This window comes from Novosphingobium sp. Fuku2-ISO-50 (assembly GCF_001519055.1).
In the GTDB taxonomy this organism is placed as follows: Bacteria; Pseudomonadota; Alphaproteobacteria; order Sphingomonadales; family Sphingomonadaceae; genus Novosphingobium.
Genome location: NZ_KQ954296.1, coordinates 18595 through 37801, shown reverse-complemented (window position 1 = coordinate 37801; position 19207 = coordinate 18595). Strand labels below are relative to the sequence as shown.

Here is a 19207-nt window from a genome sequence, read left to right as displayed (position 1 = left end):
CATGACCGAGACGACCACGCCGCGCTTTCCGGAGCACCTGCGGGATCTCGACGATAAAGCGATTGTCCGCTCGCTCGGGCTGGTCCTGCCCGCAGCTTGTGTGCCCGGCGTCGCGATGAATGTGCGTCTGCTCGCAGACCATATCGCGATTCTGCGCGGGGAACGGCGATGAGCATCGCGGTCGACGCCGACGCGGTGCGCACAGGGCGCGCCAAGGCCATGGACCTGGCGCGCGAGGCGATCGGGCGTATCCGGGCCGATCCGGGGCTTCTGGCGGTAACGCGCTGCCTCGAAGCGCGCGCCTTGGCCGAGGCGGCAGAGGTTGATGCGCAAGTGGCGCGAGGAGTGGACCCCGGGCCGCTGGCGGGCGTGCCTTATGCGGTGAAGGACTTGTTCGATGTTGCGGGCCTGCCCACGACGGCGGGCGCGGCGCGGCTCGAACATGCCGAACCGGCGGCCTGTGATGCCGAAGCGATCGTGCGGCTGCGCGCGGCGGGCGCGGTGCTGGTGGCGACATGCAACATGGACGAATTCGCCTATGGCTTCGTCACCGACAACGCGCGCTGGGGGATTACCCGCAATCCGCATGATCGCGCGCGCTTTGCGGGCGGATCGTCGGGCGGGTCGGCGGCGGCAGTGGCGGCGGGGCTGGTCGGCTTTGCGCTGGGCTCGGACACCAATGGCTCGATCCGCATTCCGGCGGGTTTGTGCGGGGTCTATGGCATCAAGCCGACGCATGGCTCGCTGCCGATGGGCGGGGTCTATCCGTTTGCGCACACGCTCGACGACATCGGCGCCTTTGCGCGCAGCGCGGGCGATCTGGCGCTGATCGACAGCGTCTTGCGCGGACACGCGGCGGCGGCACGCCCCCTGTCGGACCTCGATCCGGCCATCCTGGGCGGCTGGTTTGCGCAGAATCTGACGGCGGACATGCGCGAGGGGCTGGCCGGGCTCGGTCCTTTGCCCATGGTCGAGATCGAAGGCGTGGCGCAGGCCCGTTCCGCCGCGTTCCTGATCACCGCATATGAAGGCGGGCACCTGCACGCGGCGGCCTTGCGCGAGGCGCCCTTGTCCTATGATCCGGCAACGCGCGACCGCCTGATCGCGGGCGGCGCCTTGCCCGATGCGATCCATGCCGAAGCGCTGGCCTATCGCGCGGTGTTTGCCGAACGCATGCGGCGCCTGCTCGATCGCCACGGCATACTGATCGCGCCGGTGGTGATGGGCCCGGCGCCGCAGATGGCCGATCCGACCGTGCTGATCGATGGCGTGCCAAAGCCTGCGCGCCCCAATCTCGGGCTGTTTACCCAGCCGATCAGTTTTCTCGGGCTTCCGGTCGTGGCCGCGCCGCTGGCGGTGCGCGGCTTGCCGCTCGGGGTGCAATTGATCGGCGCGCCGGGGGCGGATGGCGATGTCCTGGCCTTTGCCGCCGATCTCGAACGCAAAGGGCTGGTGCGATCGCATCCGGTCGCACCGGAACAGGAATGATCCCGCGCATGCAAAACTTTCTGAACCGGCTCAATATCGACAAATACATCCTCATGCTGGTCGGCACGGTGCTGCTTGCCTCGATTGCACCGGCGCGCGGGATCATGGCCGAGATCGCCGAATGGATCGCGAACGCGGCGATCGTGGCGCTGTTTTTCCTGCACGGGGCGCGACTGTCGCGTCAGGCGGTGATCGAAGGGGCGAGCAACTGGCGGTTGCATCTGGTCGTTTCGGTGATGACGTTCGGCATCTTTCCGCTGATCGGGCTGGCCGTCCATGCCTTGCCGGGGATAGACCCCGGCATTGCCACCGGCCTCCTGTTCCTGACTCTGCTGCCCTCGACCGTGCAATCGTCGATCGCCTTTACCGCGATGGCGCGGGGCAACGTCGCCGCGGCGGTGTGCAGCGCATCGTTTTCCAATCTGGCGGGCATCGTGCTGACCCCGGTGCTGGTGGCGGCGCTGATGACGGCAAAGTCGGGCGGGTTTTCGCTGCATGCGGTCGAAACCATCGTGGTGCAGTTGCTGTTGCCGTTCATGGCGGGGCATCTTTTGCGCCCGTTGATCGCCGACTGGGTCATGCGCAACAAGGCCTTGCTGACATTTGTCGATCGCGGCTCGATCCTGATGGTCGTCTACACCGCGTTTGGCGCGGCAGTGGTCAAGGGGATCTGGCATCAGGTCTCGCTTGGCGATCTGAGCGTGATTGCGCTGTTGTCGTCGGTGATGCTTGCGGCGGTGCTCACGATCAGCTTTCTGGTCGCGCGCTGGATGCGGTTTTCGCCCGAAGATTCGATCGTGCTTCAGTTTTGCGGGTCGAAGAAAAGCCTCGCATCGGGGGTGCCGATGGCGGGCGTTCTGTTTCCCGCGGCGCAAGTCGGCGCGGTGATCCTGCCCTTGATGTTCTTTCATCAGATCCAGTTGATGGTTTGTGCCTACCTTGCCCGCCGCTACGCCACGCGGCAGGAGTAGTGATCTAATTTTGCGAACATCACCTTGCCTCTTTTGCGGCTATGCAGAACATTGGTGATCTGCCAGTTCAGTCAAGGCAGTTTTGCGGCGGGCTTTTCGAGCCTCCGGCGAGATTTCCCCAAAACCATAAAAATATGGCTGAGAGGGCAATTCCCAGGGGAGCATATCATGAGGGTGATCGCGAAATTTTCGTTGCTGGCGGCTGCGTCGGCGCTGGCCGTGCTTGCACCGGCCCTTGCGCACGCGGCAGAGGCGGCGACCGGGGCGCCGGCAGCGCCCGATACCGTTGCGCTTGAAACCATTACCGTTACCGCGCAAAAGACTACGACCAGCCTGCAAAAGACGCCGATCGCGATCACCGCGCTGTCGGGCGATCAATTGGGCAAGAGCGACATCCGTACCGCCATCGATCTCGACAAGCATGTGCCGGGGATGACTATCTCGGATGGCGGCGCTTTCCCGCTCAACATCACCATTCGCGGTGTCGGCTATGACGGATTGCAGAACCTGTCGGCGCAGCCGGGTGTCGCCTTCGTCGAAAACGGCGTCTACATCGCCAGCCCCGTCGCGGTCGTTGCCAGCTATCTCGATGTCGGCCAGCTGGAAGTCCTGCGCGGGCCGCAAGGGACGGTGAACGGCCAGAATGCCGACGGCGGCGCGATCAACGTGACCACCAATCTGCCCAATCTCGACGCCGTCCACATGGGCATGGAAGGCAGCTACGGCAGCTATAACTACAACCGCGAAGTCGCGATGCTGAATGTGCCGCTGACCCCGAATCTGGCGGTGCGCTTTGCTGGCCAGCATGAAGGCCACGGCGGCTGGTACTATGCGCCGAACTATCCGGGCAGCGACCATATCGGCGACGAAGACGCCTGGAGCGTGCGCGGGACGGTGCTGTGGACACCGACCGACCGCCTGACGATCACCGCCTGGGGCGAATTGTTCAGCAACGACATCAACGGGGTCGGGGCCAAGAACATGATCGACCCGATCGCGGGCGCGCGCACTACCAGCGACGATTATGCCACCCCCAATCAGACGCGCAGCCGCATCGCCGCGACCACGATCGCCTATGACCTTGGCGGCGCGACTCTGAAATCGATCAGCAGCTATCAATACGCCTATATCAACAACCGCAATTCGGCCGACGATCTGTCGACCGCGCAATCGCTGGCCTTTTACGGGGTCAAGGACAGCATCCCGGTCCATTCGTGGGAGCTCAACACCGTCAACGAGGAAGTGAACCTTGCCTCGAAGCCGGGCGGCAGGATCGACTGGATCGTCGGTGCCTTTGCCCAGCACACCTCGGGCAATGAATTCGTGTTCGAAGTGCAGCAGGGCGCGGGCCTGCTCGGCACGCCTTATACCATCGGCTATGCGGCGGCGGGCAATCCCGGGGTCTATCTCGCGCAGTCGGCGGCCTATGGCCTGGCCTTCGCGAGCGAATCGTTTGCCCATCGCAGCTCGGTCGCAGGCTATGGCCAGGCGACCTGGCATGTGACCGATAGGCTGCGCCTGACCGGCGGCTTGCGCTATAGCTGGGACAAGTACACCGCGCATACCGCGGCCAATTTCAGCATTGCCGACCTGATCAGCGAATTCCGCAAAGTGACCGGCAAGGCGACGGTCGAATTCGACGTTACGCCGGGCTCGACGCTCTATGCGAGCTTCTCGACCGGGGTGAAGCCGGGCGGGGCCAATCTCAACACCTCGTCGACCGAAATTCCCGAAGCGTTCAATCACGAATTCGTCCGTGCCTATGAAATCGGGATCAAGAACGAACTGTTCGATCGCAAGCTGCGGCTGAACCTGTCGGCCTTCTACAACGATTATCGCAACCTTCAGGCGGACTCGGAAGATCCCGTACCCTTCGAAGGCGGGCTGACCAATATCCCCAAGAGCAAGGTCTATGGCATCGAAGGCGAATTGACCTGGGTCTTGCCGCAGGGCTGGCGGGCCAATCTCAATGCCACCGGCATGGGCAGCAAAGTGCTCAGCCATGTCAACATGCTCGATGCCTGGGTCGCGCAGGGGATCAATCGTGCCGATGGCGGGGTCTTTGTCGGCAAGGATGTTTCCGATCGCTTTGCCGCCTATTTCGCGTCGGACGTCTATGGCAACCAGCTTGGCCGGGTGCCCAATTTCTCGACTGCGGCGACGATCAGCAAGGCGACCGAGATCGCCGACGGCAAGCTCGATGCGGCGGTCTCGGCCAATTACCGCTCGCCGTTCTGGGAACGCGTCTACAACAACCCGGCGACCGACCGCGTCGGCAGCCAGTTCATGATGAACGTGAACCTGCATTATCAGCCCGCCAGCCACCCCTGGTACGTCGAGCTTCAGGTCACCAATCTGACCGGCAGCAACGACATCGCCACGCGCTATGCCGAAAACTTCGGCGTGGGCGGGGTGTTCGACGTCTATGTGCCGCCGCGCCAGGTCATCGGCCGGATCGGCGTGAAATTCTGAAGCTGTAAAATCCGGACCGGTCCCTCAGCCGGTCCGGATACGCGTCTTGGCGCCGTTTTCGCGAGAAAGAGCATGGGCTTGGCTTTGGACATCGATGCATCCGGCATGGCCGGCGACACGCCCGCAGCGGCACGTGATTCAGGGGTCGGCGAAGTCGACCGGATTCCCGATCCCGGCCGGTTGTTCCTGTTTGCCCTGCAACACGTGCTGGTGATGTATGCCGGCGCGGTGACTGTTCCGCTGGTGATGGGGCGGGCGCTCCATCTGACGCCGTCCGGGCTGACTTTGCTGGTCTGCGCGGATCTGATTGCGGCGGGGGTGGCGACGCTGATCCAGACGATCGGGATACCCGGCGTCGGCATTCGCCTGCCGATCATGATGGGGGTGACGTTTGTTTCGGTCAGCCCGATGCTGGCGCTGCTCGGCGCCGCGCCTGACACGATGGCGGCGCGTGTGGCGCTGCTGCCGACGATTTACGGCGCGGTGATTACCGGCGGGGTGTTCGGCATGGTGATCGCGCCCTTTGTCGGGCGGATGCAGCGGCTGTTTCCGCCGACGGTGACCGGGACAGTGATCCTGGTCATCGGTCTGTCGCTGATGCGCATCGCGATCGACTGGTCCGCCGGTGGACAGCCCGACGATGCGGTCTATGGCGATCCGGCCAATCTGGCGATTGCGCTCGCCACGCTGATGATCATCTTTACGCTGATCAAGTTCAGCCGGGGGCCGCTGCGTTATGGCGCGATCCTGTTCGGGGTGGTGATCGGCACGGTGTTGGCGGCCTTGGCGGGGCATGCCGATTTTGCCGAAGTGGGCCGCGCGCCGTGGTTTGCGCTGATCCGGCCGTTTCAGTTCGGCATGCCCCGGTTCGAGGCGCCGATTGCGCTGGCGATGTGTTTTGTCATGCTGGTGTCGATGGTTGAATCGTTCGGCATGTTCCTCACCGCCGGGGTTATCGTCGGACGCCCGGCGACGGCCAACGACCTGACGCGCGGCTTGCGCGGGGATGCGCTGGGCACGCTGATCGGCGGGATTTTCAACACATTTCCCTACACGTCCTATGCGCAAAACCTTGGCCTGATCAGCATGACCGGGGTCCGCTCGCGCTATGTCTGCGCGGCGGGCGGGGTCATTCTGATCGTGCTCGGGCTTTGTCCCAAGCTGGCGGCGGTCGTCGCGGCGGTGCCGCTGTCGGTGCTCGGCGGGGCGGGGCTGATCATGTTCGGGATGATTGCCGCGACCGGCGTGCGCATCCTGTCGGAAGTCGAACTGACGTATGAACGTCTGGCGGTGATCGCCGCTTCGGTGGCGATGGGGCTGATCCCGGTGTTGGCGCAAAAGTTCTTTCAGCACATGCCGGCGGTGCTGGGGCCGATCCTTCATTCGGGGATCGTGCTGGCCTCGGTCACGGCGATTGCGCTCAATCTGTTTCTCGACAGCCGACCTGCGCCCGCACCTGCACCTGCCGAGTGAGGTAAACCATGACCACAGACCTCTCGCTTCCCGTGCTCAGCGGCGCCCGGCTGTTTGCCGGTGATCGCGCCGAAGTGGCCGCCTTGCGCGCGGCGGCAGAGCGGCACGGCTTTTTCTACCTTGCCGACCATGGCGTCGATCCCGCGCTGATCGCGGCGGTCTTTGCGCAAAGCGCGCGCTTTTTCGCTTTGCCCGATGCCGAAAAGCAGGCGGTTCATTTGCGCCGCGTCGCTCATGCGCTCGGCTGGGAGCCGCTGCGGGCGCAAACGCTCGAACAGGGCTCTGCGCCCGATCTCAAGGAAGGGTTCTATGTCGGGCCCGATGTCGCGCCCGATGATCCGGCGGTTCTGGCGGGGCGGTTTGGTGTCGGGCCCAACCAGTGGCCGGCGGACCTGCCTGCATTTCGCGCGACGATGACCGCCTATTTCGCGGCGGCGCGCGCGCTGGGGGGGCAAGTGATGCGGGCGCTGGCCCCCGCGCTCGGCCTTCCGGCGGATTATTTCGCGGCTTTCAATGATGATCCTGCGTGCCGATTGCGCCTGCTGCACTATCCGCCGCAGCCCGCAAATCCCGATCCGGGCGAAAAAGGCTGCGGCGCGCATACCGATTTCGGCTCGATCACGCTGTTGCTGCAGGACGATGCGGGCGGGCTGCAAGTGCAGGATGTCGAAACCGGGGTGTGGATCGATGCGCCGCCGATCGCCGGGACATTCGTGGTCAATCTGGGCGATCTGATTGCGCGCTGGACCAACCATCGCTTCCGGTCGAACCCGCATCGCGTGATCAACCGGTCGGGCCGCGAACGCTATTCGGTGCCGTTCTTCTTTACCGGCAATCGCGATTATGTGGTCGAATGTCTGCCGACCTGCCTTGGTCCGGGGGAAGTGCCGAAATATCCGCCGATCACGACCGAAGCGCATCTCGCCGAGCGCTATGCCGCGACCTATGGCTGACCGCATGCCGCGCACGATCGTCCTGATCCATGGCGCATGGCAGGGCAGTTGGGCGTTCGACGCGTGGCGCCCGCTGCTGGAGGCGCGCGGCTGGCGCACGCTGGCGGTCGATCTGCCCGATCTGCCGCGCGATGCCACTGACGGGCTTGATCGTTACGCCGCGCATGTCGCGCAAGTGCTGGCCGCCGAACCGGGGCCTTGCGTCGTGCTCGGCCACAGCGGCGGCGGGCTGACTGCCAGCCAGGTTGCCGAACTGGTGCCCGATCGCGTTGCCGCGCTGGTCTATCTGGTGGGCATGATGCTGCCCTCGGGAATGAGCTTTGCCGAGCTTGTCGCCGCGCAGCCCACGGGCGATTTCGGGGGAATCGTGCCCCATCTCGAACGGCTGGCAGGCGGCACCATGACCGCCGTGCCGCCTGCTGCTGCGCTCGCCATATTCCTTCACGATTGCCCGCCCGAAGCGGCGCGGATCGCTGCCGGAAGCCTGCGCCCGCAGCCCGAGGCCGGGCGCGCCGTCGCCCCGTGCACGACGCCCGAACGCTATGGCCGCGTGCCGCGCCTCTATGTCGAGGCCACGCAAGACCGCTCGATCGACATCCGTCTGCAACGCGCGATGCAGGCGCTGTCGCCCGGCGCTGCGACGATTACGCTCGATTGCGGCCACGTCCCGCAACTGGCAGTGCCAGAGCTGTTGACCGATTGCTTGTGCGATGCGCTCGATCGGTTGCTTCAGGCAAACACCTGACGCGCCAGCGCATGATGCCGCTCGCGCAAGGCGGCGGTGTCGGTCGTGACCAGCTCGCCGTCGATGACCAGCCAGCGCCCGCCGACCATTACCCTGTCCGCGCGGGACGCGCCGCACAGCACCAGCGTCGCCAACGGATCGTGCCCGCCTGAAAAGCGCAAATCCCGGTCCAGCCGGAACAGCGCGAGATCGGCCTGGGCCCCGACCGCGATCCGGCCGATGTCGTGCCGTCCGAGGCAGGCGGCAGAGCCTTGCGTTGCCCAGCGCAGCGCATCGAGATGCGTGACGCGGTCGGCCCCATAAGTCAGGCGGCCAAGCAGCAGCGCATGGCGCACTTCTTCCATCATGTTGCCGGCATCGTTCGACGCCGATCCATCGACGGCAAGCCCGACCGGGCTGCCCGCCGCTTCCAGATCGAGCGTGCGGCACTGGCCGGAGCCGAGCGTCATGTTCGAGGTTGGGCAATGCGCCACTCCGACGCCCGCCGTGCCCAGCCGCGCGATTTCGGCGGGGTCGAAATGAATGCCGTGCGCCAGCCACGTCTGCGGCCCCATCCAGCCCAGCTCTTCGAGATGATCGAGCGGGCGGCGGCCAAAGCTGGCAAGGCAGAAATCGGTCTCGTCGTGCGTTTCGGCCAGATGCGTGTGCAGGCGACAGTCGTGCGCTGCGGCCAGCGCGGCAGTGTCGCGCATCAGTTCCGGCGTGACTGAAAACGGCGAACACGGGGCCAGCGCGATCTGCACCATGGCGCCGGGCGCGCGGTCGTGATGGCGCGCGATCAGGCGTTCGCTGTCGGCCAGGATCGTGTCGTGATCCTGCACCACTTCGCGCGGCGGCAATCCGCCCTGATCGCGCGACAGGCTCATCGATCCGCGCGTCAGCACCACGCGCAGGCCCAGCTTTCGCGCCGCTTCGACCTGAATGTCGATCGCGTGTTCGAGCCCTGCGGGAAAGACATAGTGATGATCGGCCGCGCAAGTCACGCCCGACAGCAGCAATTCGGCCATGGCCAGTTCGCTCGACAGCGCGACCGCTTCGGGCGTCAGCCTTTGCCAGATCGGATAGAGCGCGCCCAGCCAGTCGAACAGCGCGCGGTTGATCGCGGCGGGATGCGCGCGGGTCAGCGTCTGGTAAAAATGGTGATGCGTGTTGATCAGGCCGGGCAGCACGACATGGTTGCCCGCATCGATCACCTGGTCGACGGGCGCTGCGGGTTTGCGCCCCGCCGCCACGCATTCGGCGATCACGCCGTCCGCGATGACCAGCCCGCCTTCGGCCCCTTCGGCAAGGATCGCCGCCGGATTTTGCAACCAGATCCGCATGACTTCTGCACAGCTCCGCTTTGGCTTGTATGCGCCTTCTCGAAAGCCTTGGCGCGCGCAAGTCAAGCCGTGGCGGAACGCTTGTCACAGCCTTGCTGCGGGAACCACATTCCAGCGCGCGATCACCGGCACATCGCCATGGCCGGGCTTGGGGCCCAGCACGCTGATCGAGGCGGGCTCGAGTGCGAAATGGTCGGCTTGCGCGCCGGTCAGGCCGATCCAGCGCGCGCCCAGCAAACAGCCGAACTGCCCATGCGAAAACAGCGCGATGGTGCCGGCAAGCCCGCGCAGCCGATCAAGCAGGCGATCCGCGCGTGCGCTCGCCTGGGCCGGGGTTTCGCCGCCGGGGCCGCCGTCGCGAAAGACGTTCCAGCCCGGTTGTTGCGCCTGGATCTGGCGGGTGTCGAGCCCGTCATAGCGGCCATAGTCCCACTCGGCGAGATCGGGCTCGATCGCGGCGGAGCGCCCGGCGAGCACCAGTTCGCACGTGCGCCGCGCGCGCCGGCTCGGGCTGGTGAAGACTTGGGAAAAGGCGATCGGCGCCAGTATCGGAGCCAGTTCGCGCGCGCTTTGCTCGCCTGCCGCGGTCAGCGGGATGTCGCTGCGACCGGTATGCTGACCCGACAATGTCCAGGCGGTTTCGCCATGGCGGATCAGCATCACGGTTGGCAGGATCATGGAGCCAATTCCATATCCGGCCGGTATTGCCCCTGCCGCGCCGCGCGGTTGCAGCGGGCGCGATGGACCAGCATCGCCTGCGCTGCGGCGGCATGATCATCCCGGCCGCGCCAGATTTCGAGCGCGGGTTGCTGGATCGCGCGGGCAAAGGAAAACGACAGCGGCCAGGGCAAGGCGTGCTCCGCGCGGGCATCGAGCGCGCGGCGGCTGATGTCGTTCAGCCGGGCCGAAGCCAGTGTCGCGCCTTGTCCGCCGGACAGGAAGACCACTGCCGGGACTGCGGCGGGCACGGCGCGGCGCAGTGTGGTCAGCGTCGCCGTGGTCACCTCTTCCAGCCCGTCCTGCACCGGGCAATCCGTTCCCGGCAAGATCATGGCGGTCTTGAGAACCATGCCTTCCAGAATGACGCCCTGTTCGCACGCTTGCGCAAAGACCGCGCGCAGCACGGTTTGAGTCACTGCCGCGCAACGGCCGATGGTGTGGGGGCCTGCCATCAGCACTTCGGGCTCGATCACCGGCACCAGCCCGGCCTCTTGCGCCAGCGCGGCATAGCGCGCCAGCGTGTGGGCATTGGCCATGATGCATCCCTCGCTCGGGCCCTGGGCGCTTATCGTGAAGACCGCGCGCCATTTGGCAAAGCGGGCGCCCATCGCGGCATAAGTGGCCAGCCGCTGGCGCAGGCGATCGAGGCCCTCGGTGACTTTTTCGCCGGGGCAGCGGGGCAGATCGGTAGTGCCCGCGTCGACCTTGATTCCGGCAACGATGCCCGCCTTGGCCAGCAGGTCGAGAAAGCCGACCCGGTTGCGATCCGATTGACGGATGGTTTCGTCATAGAGGATGACGCCGCCGATCGCATCGCCAAGGCCTGGCGCGGTGATGATCAGCTCGCGCCAGGCGCGCCTCGCATCCTCGGTCTGGGCAATGCCCAGCGCGGCGAAGCGGCGGTTGCAGGTGGGGTTGCTTTCGTCGATCGCCAGCAGGCCCTTGCCGTCGGCCACCAGTTGCCTTGCGATCCGGGCAAGCGTGCCGATCATGCCGCAGGCGTCCATGCCCAATCGAGAATCTCGGGCAGATCGAGGCCATGCCTGGCGATATGGTGGGTATGCGTGGCAAGCTTGTCGCGCATCGTCTGGGCGAGCCAGGCGCCCCGGCTGCCGGTGTGGGGCAACTGATCGACCGCGTCGATGACGAGGTGAAACCGATCGAGCCCGTTTTGCACGCGGATGTCGAAAGGCGTGGTGATCGTGCCCTCTTCGCAATAGCCATGGACATGCAGATTGCGATTGGCGCGCGCGAAAGTCAGGCGCCGGATCAGGCCGGGATAGCCGTGAAAGGCAAAAATGACCGGCTGGACCCGGGTGAACAGCGAATCGAAATCCCTGTCGTTCAGGCCATGGGGGTTTTCCTCGATCGGTTGCAGCTTGACCAGATCGACCACATTGATCACCCGCACGCGGATTTCGGGAAGCTGCGCGCGCAGGATCATGACTGCGGCCAGCACTTCGAGCGTGGGCGTATCGCCGCAACAGGCCATGATCAGATCGGGCTCGGCGCTGTCATCGCTCCAGTCGCTGCTCGCCCATTTCCAGATGCCGATGCCTTGCGCGCAATGGGTCACGGCGGCCTCGATGCTCAGCCACTGGGGCATGACATGCTTGCCCGCGACCACCACGTTCAGATGGTCGCGGCTGCGCAGGCAATGATCGACGACGGCCAGCAGGCAATTGCTGTCGGGCGGCAGAAAGGCGCGCGCGATGCCGGCCTTTTTGCTCAGGACATGATCGAGAAAGCCCGGATCCTGATGGGTATAGCCGTTGTGATCCTGTTGCCAGACATGCGAGGCGAGCAGGAAATTGAGCGAGGCGATCGACCGGCGCCACGGCAATTCGGCGCAGACTTTCAGCCACTTGGCATGTTGGCTGGCCATCGAATCGACGATCCGGACAAAGGCTTCGTAGCTTGCAAAGACCCCGTGGCGCCCGGTCAGCAGATAGCCTTCGAGCCAACCCTCGCATTGATGTTCCGACAGCATGGAATCGAGCACCCGGCCTTTGGGCGCCAGGCATTGGTCGTTGTCGATAATGGCCTCTTCCCATTGTCGATCGGTCACTTCGAAGATCGCGCCAAGCATGTTCGAGGTTGTTTCATCAGGGCCGAACACGCGGAACGTGCCCGGTTGTCCAGCCCCCTGATTGCGCGACACGACATCGCGCAAAAACCCGCCGAGCACGCCCATGTCCGACGCGGTGACGCTGCCGGGCGTCGTCAGGGCGACCGCATGGTCGCGATATTCGGGCATGTGCAGATCGTGCAGCAACAGGCCGCCGTTGGCGTGGGGATTGGCGCCCATGCGGCGATGATCCTTGGGGGCCAGCGCGGCAATTTCGGGCATCAGCCGACCGTCTGCGTCGAACAGTTCTTCGGGGCGGTAGCTTTTCATCCAGGCTTCGAGCAGCGCGACATGGTCGGGGTGCGCGGGATCGACCAGCAAGGGCACCTGATGCGCGCGGCATGTGCCCTCGATGGCCAGTCCGTCGACCACTTTGGGCCCGGTCCAGCCTTTTGGCGAACGCAGCACGATCATCGGCCAGCGCGGACGGCGCCCGCCCTCATCATAATCTTGCCGCGGCGGACGCTTGCCCAGACGGGCGGCATCCTGGATGCGCTGAATCTCGGCGATGGCGGTATCGACCGCGCGGGCCATCGCCTGATGCATCGCGGCGGGATCATCGCCCTCGACAAACAGCGGTGCCCAGCCACACCCGACCAGAAAACATTCCAGCTCGGCATGATCGATCCGGGCGAGAATCGTCGGGTTGTTGATCTTGTAGCCGTTGAGATGAAGAATCGGCAGCACCGCGCCATCGGTCACGGGGTTGAGAAACTTGTTCGAATGCCATGATGTGGCCAGCGGGCCGGTCTCGGCCTCGCCATCGCCGATCACGCAGGCGACGATCAGCGCGGGATTGTCGAATGCCGCGCCGAATGCGTGGCTCAGCGAATAGCCCAGCTCGCCGCCTTCATGAATCGATCCGGGCGTGGTCGGCGCGACATGGCTCGAAATCCCGCCGGGAAAGGAAAACTGGTTGAACAGGCGTTTCATCCCGGCCTCGTCCCGGCTCACATCGGGATAGATTTCGCTGTAGCTGCCTTCGAGCCAGGTGCTGCCGACAAGCGCCGGGCCGCCGTGGCCGGGGCCGGCAATATAGATCATGTCGAGATCGCCCGCGACGATCGCCCGGTTCAAATGCGCATAGATGAACGTCTGGCCCGGTGTGGTGCCCCAGTGACCGACAACGATCGGCTTGACATGATCGAGCGTCAGCGGTTCGCGCAGCAAGGGGTTGTCGTAGAGATAGATCTGTCCCACCGACAGATAATTGGCCGCGCGCCACCAGGCATCGATCAGCCGGGCCTCGACCGGATCGAGCGTGGGCTGGCCCGCGCTGCGTACCATCAACATGCGCCCCTGGGCCGGATCGCGCTCTGCAAGCTGCATGTCCATCGTCGGGTCTTTTCCGTTCATCCGGGCTTCGGCCAAACGCGCGATGTCCAGAGTGACGGGCATAGCGGGAATGCGGCCCGCAGAGGCAGGTTCGGAAACTACCCAATACTGTGCAAGGGGGTGCTCATTCCGGGATCATCGCGGCCAACAGATCGTCGAGTGCCAGTGTGGCAAAGGTGGAAAAACTGTCGGCGACGGCATAAGGCAGGATCAGCGTGCGCCCGTTGACCAGCGCGCCGCAGCTGTAGATGACATTGGGGACATAGCCGTCGCGTTCCAGCGCGCCGGGGCGCAACAGCGGAACGGCGAGGCGGCCCAGCACTTTGGCGGGGTCTTCCTTGTCGAGCAGACAGGCGCCGACGCAGTAATTGCGCACCGGCCCGACTCCATGGATCAGCACCAGCCAGCCCTCGTCGATCTCGATCGGGCTGCCGCAATTGCCCAGTTGCACAAATTCCCACATCCACCGTGGCGAGAGGATCTTTGTACCGTCATCCCAGTCCCGCAAATCGTCCGAGCGCAATAGCCAGATGTTTTCATGATCGAGCCGACCAAGCGTGGCATAGCGGCCACCGATGCGCCGTGGAAACAGCGCCATGCCCTTGTTGACGGCTGCGGTCCCGCGAAATGGAGTCAGCAAAAAGGTCGAAAAATCGTTCGTTTGCAACAGCTCTTCGCGGATATCCTGCCCGCTGCACGCGGTGTAGGTGCCAAGATAGGTGACCGCGCCGTCATCCTCGACAAAGCGCACCAGCCGCAAATCCTCGATGCCGTGGCTTTGCTGCAAGGTGATCGGAAAGATCACGATTTCCGATAAGTCCCGGCATTCCCGGCATGACAGGCGCACGCCGCTGTCGTCGGGTTGCAGGATCTCGATGTGGGGTGAAGTGGCGAGCGGGCTGGCGGGGTCGAGCGTGATCGAACCGTCGGCTCCGATCATGCCGGTGCGAAAGGCGATCGAGGAAATGTGCCCTTCGCCGACGCCGCGCAGCGACAGGATAAAGCGCAAGGCGCCGGGGGCGACATGGCTTTGATCGGGATGGGCGACAATGCTCGGGTTGAACAGCGCGGCGGCCTCAAAGGCATATTCCTCGCTGAAATAGGCGCCGATCAGGTGCTGTTGCGTCAGGCTCATCGGCTGGTCTGCGATCAACGTGCCGGCAATGGCATGGAACCGGCGCAGCAGGACATCGGCGATATTGCGGTGGCGATCGGAGAAATTGGCGATCACGCGGGCAAGCTCGTCATCAAGGTCTTGTGCGGATAATGCCAGGACGCGATTGGCCAGGCCCTGCGCGCGACCGGGCACGGCGCTGCCGGGCGGCGGCGGATCGTCAGCCGGGGTAAATGGCCGCAGCACCACCCGCAAAGGATCGGCGTGGAGCAGGATCGGCGAATGGTTCAGGGCGATCTCGGGGGTCATGGCATGCCGATTGCAGGCAAAAAAAGGGCCGCTTGATAGGCGGCCCTTTTCTTTGGTTTCAAGGATTTGGGCCCTGAGAGCTGAGGCTCAGAAGCCGGCGCCCGGACCATACGTGATTTCCACGCGGCGGTTCTGCAGTTCGCGCACACCGTCGGCGGTGGGCACGCGCTGGTTGGCCTTGCCATAGGCATGGCTGGTGATCGCGCTGGCAGCAATGCCGTGGCTGGTCAGGTATCCCTGGACCGCATCGTCACGACGAGCGGCAAGCCCCAGGTTGTACTTGGCCGTACCCGAAGCGTCGGTATAGCCGCCAAGCTGGATCGGCACCGAGGTGCAATTGCCATAGGACTGGATCGCGCTGTCGAGAATGTTCGCAGCTTCCGACGAGATGTCGGATTTGTCCCAGTCAAAGAACACGATGTAGGGCCCCTTGTTGCAGGAAACGGCAACTGGCGGCGGGGGAGGCGGCGGGGGAGGCGGCGGCGGCGGGGGAGGCGGCGGCGGAGCAGCAGCCGGCTCAGGCGCGGCTTGCGCCGAATGACCGAAGTTATAAGTCAGCGTTGCGAGCAGCGAATGCGACCGGAGCGAAGCGCGCTGATCAAAGCCGACTTCCGAGATGAAATGGCTCGTGTCGGGGCGGAAATAGCGGTATTTCACACCCAGATCGACATTGTGGCTGATCGGCACGGTCAGCCCGGCAAGGCCCTGCCAGGCAAAGCCGTTGGAATGATCGTCGATCTGGTCGGCGTAGGCGGTATATTCGACCAGATGGGTGCGGGCATAGCCGGCGCCGCCGCCGACATAGAACTTGATGCCGCCCCAATGGCCCAGACCAACCAGCGCATTGGCCATGATGGCGCTCGTGCTGGTGTGTCCGCCCAGACCATTGCCGCTGGTGGCGACGATCATGCCGCCATCGACCTGACGGGCCTGTTCCTTCAGCGCCGAACGGTCGTAGAAACCTTCGGCTTCAATGCGGAAGTGGCCGAAATCATAGCCAAACGCGCCGCCCGCTTCCCAGCCGGTCTTGAAGCGATCGGTGTAATCATAGGCCCCGCCGGTGCTGACGATCGCACGTTCCTGTTTGACCGCGCCGCCTTCGACGGTGACATAGGGGCCGGTGTCATCGGCCCAGGCCGTCCCGGCCAGGGCGCTCGACGCAAGCGCCGCCGCGATAAAGAGCTTTTTCATGATATTTCCATTGTTTGGCCAAGGTTGACGAAAACCTCGGCGGGAACTTTGGCCCCTGATTCAGGGCCCCCCGGGTTTGGGCCGGGATTTGGTGTTGTCGATCAGTGCGGGTGAATGGGGGAGATCTTGGTGCCCTGAAGCGTCAGATCGGCCATCAGGCCCTTTTCATTGAAAGGAAAGGCATAGACGTCCTTGGTAATGGTCGTCGTATTGGCCTCTGCGCCCGCGCCCTTGTTGATGACGGCGATGCTGGGGCCGGTGCCGGCGGCAAATCCGCCGCTCTTGCGCAAATAGCGGAGCGCGGAATCGTTCATGAAGAATACCGCATAGCTGAATTTTTCAGCGCCGATCTGCAATCCCCAGGTCCCGCCGGACAAATTGTAGAAACCGGCCGGGCGACCGTTGATCAGCAGGACACCATTCCCGCTTTCGCCGCCGAATACCAGGCCCGCCTTGAAGATCGAGGGGAACACCAGCACCGCCTTGGCATGGCTTGCAAAAAAGCGCGAACGCGGTTCGCGCGCTTCAAGCCGGTGCAGCGCATGCCGGCCTTCGGCGGTGATTTCGGCAGCGGAGCGAGCCTGCGCCGAAGAAACTGCCAGCGGGCCCGACACGGCCGCCATGGCTACTACGGCCATGGCAAGAGATCGACAGGGAAATGTCATGCTGGCGTGCTCCAATATGGAATTTTCATGCCCGATAATTGCCGTTACACAATATGATCAAAACTGACCACAAATAATATGGCTTGATACGGACAATATATATTCGAAATTTATTTATAATGCTCGATCGATCGTTCAGGGCATATATATGCCTGAGCTGAGCGAGTGCCGTAATTGAACGTCATTTCGGTGCTTGAATATCCTCGGAATATACGCAGAAAGGGGCTGCTTTCGGGGCCCCGCTTGCCCGATACAATCCCGATGCAATGACGCGGGTTGGCCGTGGGTAGATTCCGAGCCTGTGCCGCTCGACCGGCGCTTCCTAAGGAACGAATCCTGATTGTTGCTTTCGATGCACGGGATCACACTTCCCCCACCCTCATGTGGTGTGTCCCAGCCGGACCTGATCTCGACCCGGTCAGTGCCGTGCAGCATCACACTGCGTGCCGGCGGCGGTCAAACGCCGCCGGCACGCCTTTCGGGATCGGACCTCGTTCAGCCTCGGCAAAAGCCGGTGCGCACGACATCTGAACGCCGACCGCATCGTTGTGACGGTTCGGGGCAGGCAGTTCAGGGCAGGGGGGCGATGATCGAACGGAATGCGTCCGCACGCGGATTGCGGCCCTCTATTCTTCTGCAACGGCAACCAACGGCGGAGTGCTGACAATGGATCTCAACAAACTCTATTGCATGCAGCAACGGGCGCTGATGCGGGCCGCTGCGGCGGGGGATTTGCACACACGCCAACGCCACCAGATTGCCGCCGACCGCTGCACTGGCCGCATCGAGCGGTTTCAGCGCGATATCGGCGCGGGTATTTCCGCTCTCAGGCAAAGCGCGTCGTGATGGCGGTGACCACACGCCGGATGGCGGAGCAGTCGGGGCACGGCACGGCGGAACACGGCATGGCGGCCCGGGTGCAGGCGCTCGTGCCCGCAGGCGAACTGTTTGGACGCACGCTTGAGCCCTTGCGCTTTGCGCGGGGCCCTTTGCCCTCGGCTGACCCCCGGTCGGGTCGCGAGGCACCGGCCCGACCCTTGCGGATTGCTTTCATCGGCAATTCGCTGCCGCGTCGCTGCGGCATTGCGACATTTACCAGCGATCTTGCTATGGCTGTCGGCGCGCTGGGCGATGGTGTCGAAACGGCGATCATCGCCATGTGCGATCCGGGCGGTCACTATGCCTGGCCGGATTCGGTTGTGCTGAGCATCGATCAGGCCGATCCGGGCGCCTATCGTGCGGCCGGCGAATTCATCAACGCGCATGGCTTCGACTGTGTCTGTCTGCAGCACGAATTCGGCATTTACGGCGGCGAGGCGGGTGCCTATCTGCTGAGCCTGATCGCGGCGCTCAAGGTTCCGCTGGTCACCACGCTGCACACCGTGCTCGATCGGCCCGACGCGGCGCAACGGCGGGTGATGGAGGCGATCCTCGCCGCTTCGGCGCGGGTCGTGGTCATGGCGGCCAAAGGGCGCGACATCCTGATCGAAACCTTTGGCGCAGATCCGCACCGGATCGCGATCATTCCCCACGGCATTCCCGATGCCCGGTTCGAAACTCCCGATCGGGCCAAGCGGCGGCTGGGCCTTGCCGGTCGCAAAGTGATCCTGACTTTTGGGCTGATCGGCCGGAACAAGGGGATCGAGACGATGATCGAGGCCATGCCCGCGATCCTCGCCGGATCGCCCGATGCGCTCTATATCCTGATGGGCGCAACGCATCCCCACCTTTTGCGCGACGAAGGCGAGGCCTATCGCGAAAGCCTGCAGGCGCGGGTGCGCGCGCTGGGGCTTGAAAACCATGTCCTGTTCATCAATCGCTTTGTCGATCGCCCCGAACTGCTCGAACAGATTGCCGCCTGCGACATCTATGTCACGCCCTATCCGATGGCCGCGCAGCTGACATCGGGGGCGCTGGCCTATTCGCACGGGGCGGGCCGACCGGTGGTTTCGACGCCCTATTGGCATGCGGCCGAATTGCTGGCCGATGGCTCCGGGGTGCTCGTCCCGTTTGGCGATCCGGAACGATTGGGCCAGGCTGTGGTCGCGCTGCTGGGCGATGAGGCGGCGCGGCTGGCGATGGGGCGCAAGGCCTATGCCGCCAGCCGTCCGACCGTCTGGGCCGAGACCGCCGCGCGCTATGTCGAATGCTTTCGCGGCGCGCTTCCCCCGCTTGCCCAATCCCAGTTTGCCGAATCCCTGCCTTCGCTGCGTAGTTTCCGAGGCTCCTGCGCACAGGGTGCTGCCGGTACGTTTCAGCCCGACAGCCGGACAGCCCTTCTGCCCTCCTGCTGAGCACGCCCCCCAGTCGAAACGAGGCTA

16 protein-coding genes are annotated in these 19207 nt (G+C 64.4%); 9 read left to right on the top strand and 7 right to left on the bottom strand.

Going from position 1 to position 19207, the window contains the following annotated elements; all coding sequences use genetic code 11:
• Position 1: 1 nt before the first annotated feature.
• The 7 genes from AQZ50_RS20530 to AQZ50_RS14670 all read left to right on the top strand — a co-directional run bounded on the left by AQZ50_RS20530 (position 2) and on the right by AQZ50_RS14670 (position 8102).
• Positions 2–172, top strand: a complete 171-nt coding sequence (locus AQZ50_RS20530; protein WP_156427383.1) for a hypothetical protein — start codon at positions 2–4, stop codon at positions 170–172.
• Complete coding sequence (locus AQZ50_RS14695) at positions 169–1488, top strand: AtzE family amidohydrolase (RefSeq protein ID WP_067747305.1); 1320 nt, start codon at positions 169–171, stop codon at positions 1486–1488. Before AQZ50_RS20530 ends, AQZ50_RS14695 begins: the two co-directional genes overlap by 4 nt.
• Before the next feature lie 8 nt (positions 1489–1496).
• Positions 1497–2459, top strand: a complete 963-nt coding sequence (locus AQZ50_RS14690; RefSeq protein ID WP_197412504.1) for a bile acid:sodium symporter family protein — start codon at positions 1497–1499, stop codon at positions 2457–2459.
• Positions 2460–2627: 168 nt separating this feature from the next.
• Positions 2628–4931: a TonB-dependent receptor gene (locus AQZ50_RS14685; protein ID WP_231730315.1), complete on the top strand. Its 2304-nt coding sequence runs from the start codon at positions 2628–2630 to the stop codon at positions 4929–4931.
• 72 nt (positions 4932–5003) lie between these two features.
• Positions 5004–6404, top strand: a complete 1401-nt coding sequence (locus tag AQZ50_RS14680) for a nucleobase:cation symporter-2 family protein (protein WP_082703678.1) — start codon at positions 5004–5006, stop codon at positions 6402–6404.
• Between the two features lie 8 nt (positions 6405–6412).
• On the top strand, positions 6413–7357 hold the full coding sequence (locus AQZ50_RS14675) for an isopenicillin N synthase family dioxygenase (RefSeq protein ID WP_067747302.1): 945 nt from the start codon (positions 6413–6415) through the stop codon (positions 7355–7357).
• On the top strand, positions 7350–8102 hold the full coding sequence (locus tag AQZ50_RS14670) for an alpha/beta fold hydrolase (protein WP_067747300.1): 753 nt from the start codon (positions 7350–7352) through the stop codon (positions 8100–8102). Before AQZ50_RS14675 ends, AQZ50_RS14670 begins: the two co-directional genes overlap by 8 nt.
• Here the strand turns inward: AQZ50_RS14670 and AQZ50_RS14665 are convergent.
• The 7 genes from AQZ50_RS14665 to AQZ50_RS14635 all read right to left on the bottom strand — a co-directional run bounded on the left by AQZ50_RS14665 (position 8087) and on the right by AQZ50_RS14635 (position 16886).
• Positions 8087–9424 (bottom strand): 8-oxoguanine deaminase, encoded by a 1338-nt coding sequence (locus AQZ50_RS14665; protein ID WP_067747299.1) that lies wholly within the window; start codon positions 9422–9424, stop codon positions 8087–8089. The two genes, AQZ50_RS14670 and AQZ50_RS14665, sit on opposite strands and share 16 nt — an antisense overlap.
• An 84-nt stretch (positions 9425–9508) precedes the next feature.
• Entirely contained in the window at positions 9509–10102 is a 594-nt protein-coding gene (locus AQZ50_RS14660; protein ID WP_067747297.1) for a histidine phosphatase family protein, read from the bottom strand.
• Positions 10099–11136, bottom strand: coding sequence for a class I fructose-bisphosphate aldolase (locus AQZ50_RS14655; protein ID WP_156427382.1), 1038 nt, complete (start codon positions 11134–11136; stop codon positions 10099–10101). Before AQZ50_RS14655 ends, AQZ50_RS14660 begins: the two co-directional genes overlap by 4 nt.
• Positions 11133–13670 (bottom strand): phosphoketolase family protein, encoded by a 2538-nt coding sequence (locus AQZ50_RS14650; RefSeq protein ID WP_255354628.1) that lies wholly within the window; start codon positions 13668–13670, stop codon positions 11133–11135. Before AQZ50_RS14650 ends, AQZ50_RS14655 begins: the two co-directional genes overlap by 4 nt.
• A 61-nt stretch (positions 13671–13731) precedes the next feature.
• The gene (locus AQZ50_RS14645) at positions 13732–15030 is read right to left on the bottom strand and encodes a glycoside hydrolase family 130 protein (protein ID WP_082703677.1); all 1299 of its coding nucleotides are present in this window, start codon (positions 15028–15030) and stop codon (positions 13732–13734) included.
• A gap of 87 nt (positions 15031–15117) precedes the next feature.
• Entirely contained in the window at positions 15118–16221 is a 1104-nt protein-coding gene (locus AQZ50_RS14640; RefSeq protein ID WP_067747294.1) for an OmpA family protein, read from the bottom strand.
• 101 nt (positions 16222–16322) lie between these two features.
• The gene (locus AQZ50_RS14635) at positions 16323–16886 is read right to left on the bottom strand and encodes a lipid-binding SYLF domain-containing protein (protein ID WP_082703676.1); all 564 of its coding nucleotides are present in this window, start codon (positions 16884–16886) and stop codon (positions 16323–16325) included.
• 666 nt (positions 16887–17552) lie between these two features.
• On the opposite strand from AQZ50_RS14635, the gene AQZ50_RS14630 reads away from it, so the two are divergent.
• Both AQZ50_RS14630 and AQZ50_RS14625 read left to right on the top strand, forming a co-directional pair.
• Positions 17553–17732 carry a hypothetical protein gene (locus AQZ50_RS14630; protein WP_067747290.1) on the top strand — a complete coding sequence of 60 codons (180 nt, stop codon included), beginning with the start codon at positions 17553–17555 and terminating at the stop codon, positions 17730–17732.
• A complete protein-coding gene (locus tag AQZ50_RS14625) occupies positions 17732–19180 on the top strand; it encodes a glycosyltransferase family 4 protein (protein ID WP_067747288.1) in 1449 nt (482 codons plus the stop codon). The genes AQZ50_RS14630 and AQZ50_RS14625 overlap by 1 nt, the downstream gene beginning before the upstream one ends.
• Positions 19181–19207 lie beyond the last annotated feature (27 nt).

Coding starts and splice junctions, on each gene's coding strand:
- AQZ50_RS14680 (WP_082703678.1), top strand. CDS start 5,004: ATGGGCTTGGCTTTGGACATCGATGCATCCGGCATGGCCGGCGACACG.
- AQZ50_RS20530 (WP_156427383.1), top strand. CDS start 2: ATGACCGAGACGACCACGCCGCGCTTTCCGGAGCACCTGCGGGATCTC.
- AQZ50_RS14640 (WP_067747294.1), bottom strand. CDS start 16,221: ATGAAAAAGCTCTTTATCGCGGCGGCGCTTGCGTCGAGCGCCCTGGCC.
- AQZ50_RS14630 (WP_067747290.1), top strand. CDS start 17,553: ATGGATCTCAACAAACTCTATTGCATGCAGCAACGGGCGCTGATGCGG.
- AQZ50_RS14695 (WP_067747305.1), top strand. CDS start 169: ATGAGCATCGCGGTCGACGCCGACGCGGTGCGCACAGGGCGCGCCAAG.
- AQZ50_RS14690 (WP_197412504.1), top strand. CDS start 1,497: ATGCAAAACTTTCTGAACCGGCTCAATATCGACAAATACATCCTCATG.
- AQZ50_RS14675 (WP_067747302.1), top strand. CDS start 6,413: ATGACCACAGACCTCTCGCTTCCCGTGCTCAGCGGCGCCCGGCTGTTT.
- AQZ50_RS14645 (WP_082703677.1), bottom strand. CDS start 15,030: ATGACCCCCGAGATCGCCCTGAACCATTCGCCGATCCTGCTCCACGCC.
- AQZ50_RS14655 (WP_156427382.1), bottom strand. CDS start 11,136: ATGATCGGCACGCTTGCCCGGATCGCAAGGCAACTGGTGGCCGACGGC.
- AQZ50_RS14670 (WP_067747300.1), top strand. CDS start 7,350: ATGGCTGACCGCATGCCGCGCACGATCGTCCTGATCCATGGCGCATGG.
- AQZ50_RS14625 (WP_067747288.1), top strand. CDS start 17,732: ATGGCGGTGACCACACGCCGGATGGCGGAGCAGTCGGGGCACGGCACG.
- AQZ50_RS14635 (WP_082703676.1), bottom strand. CDS start 16,886: ATGACATTTCCCTGTCGATCTCTTGCCATGGCCGTAGTAGCCATGGCG.
- AQZ50_RS14665 (WP_067747299.1), bottom strand. CDS start 9,424: ATGCGGATCTGGTTGCAAAATCCGGCGGCGATCCTTGCCGAAGGGGCC.
- AQZ50_RS14660 (WP_067747297.1), bottom strand. CDS start 10,102: ATGATCCTGCCAACCGTGATGCTGATCCGCCATGGCGAAACCGCCTGG.
- AQZ50_RS14685 (WP_231730315.1), top strand. CDS start 2,628: ATGAGGGTGATCGCGAAATTTTCGTTGCTGGCGGCTGCGTCGGCGCTG.
- AQZ50_RS14650 (WP_255354628.1), bottom strand. CDS start 13,670: ATGCCCGTCACTCTGGACATCGCGCGTTTGGCCGAAGCCCGGATGAAC.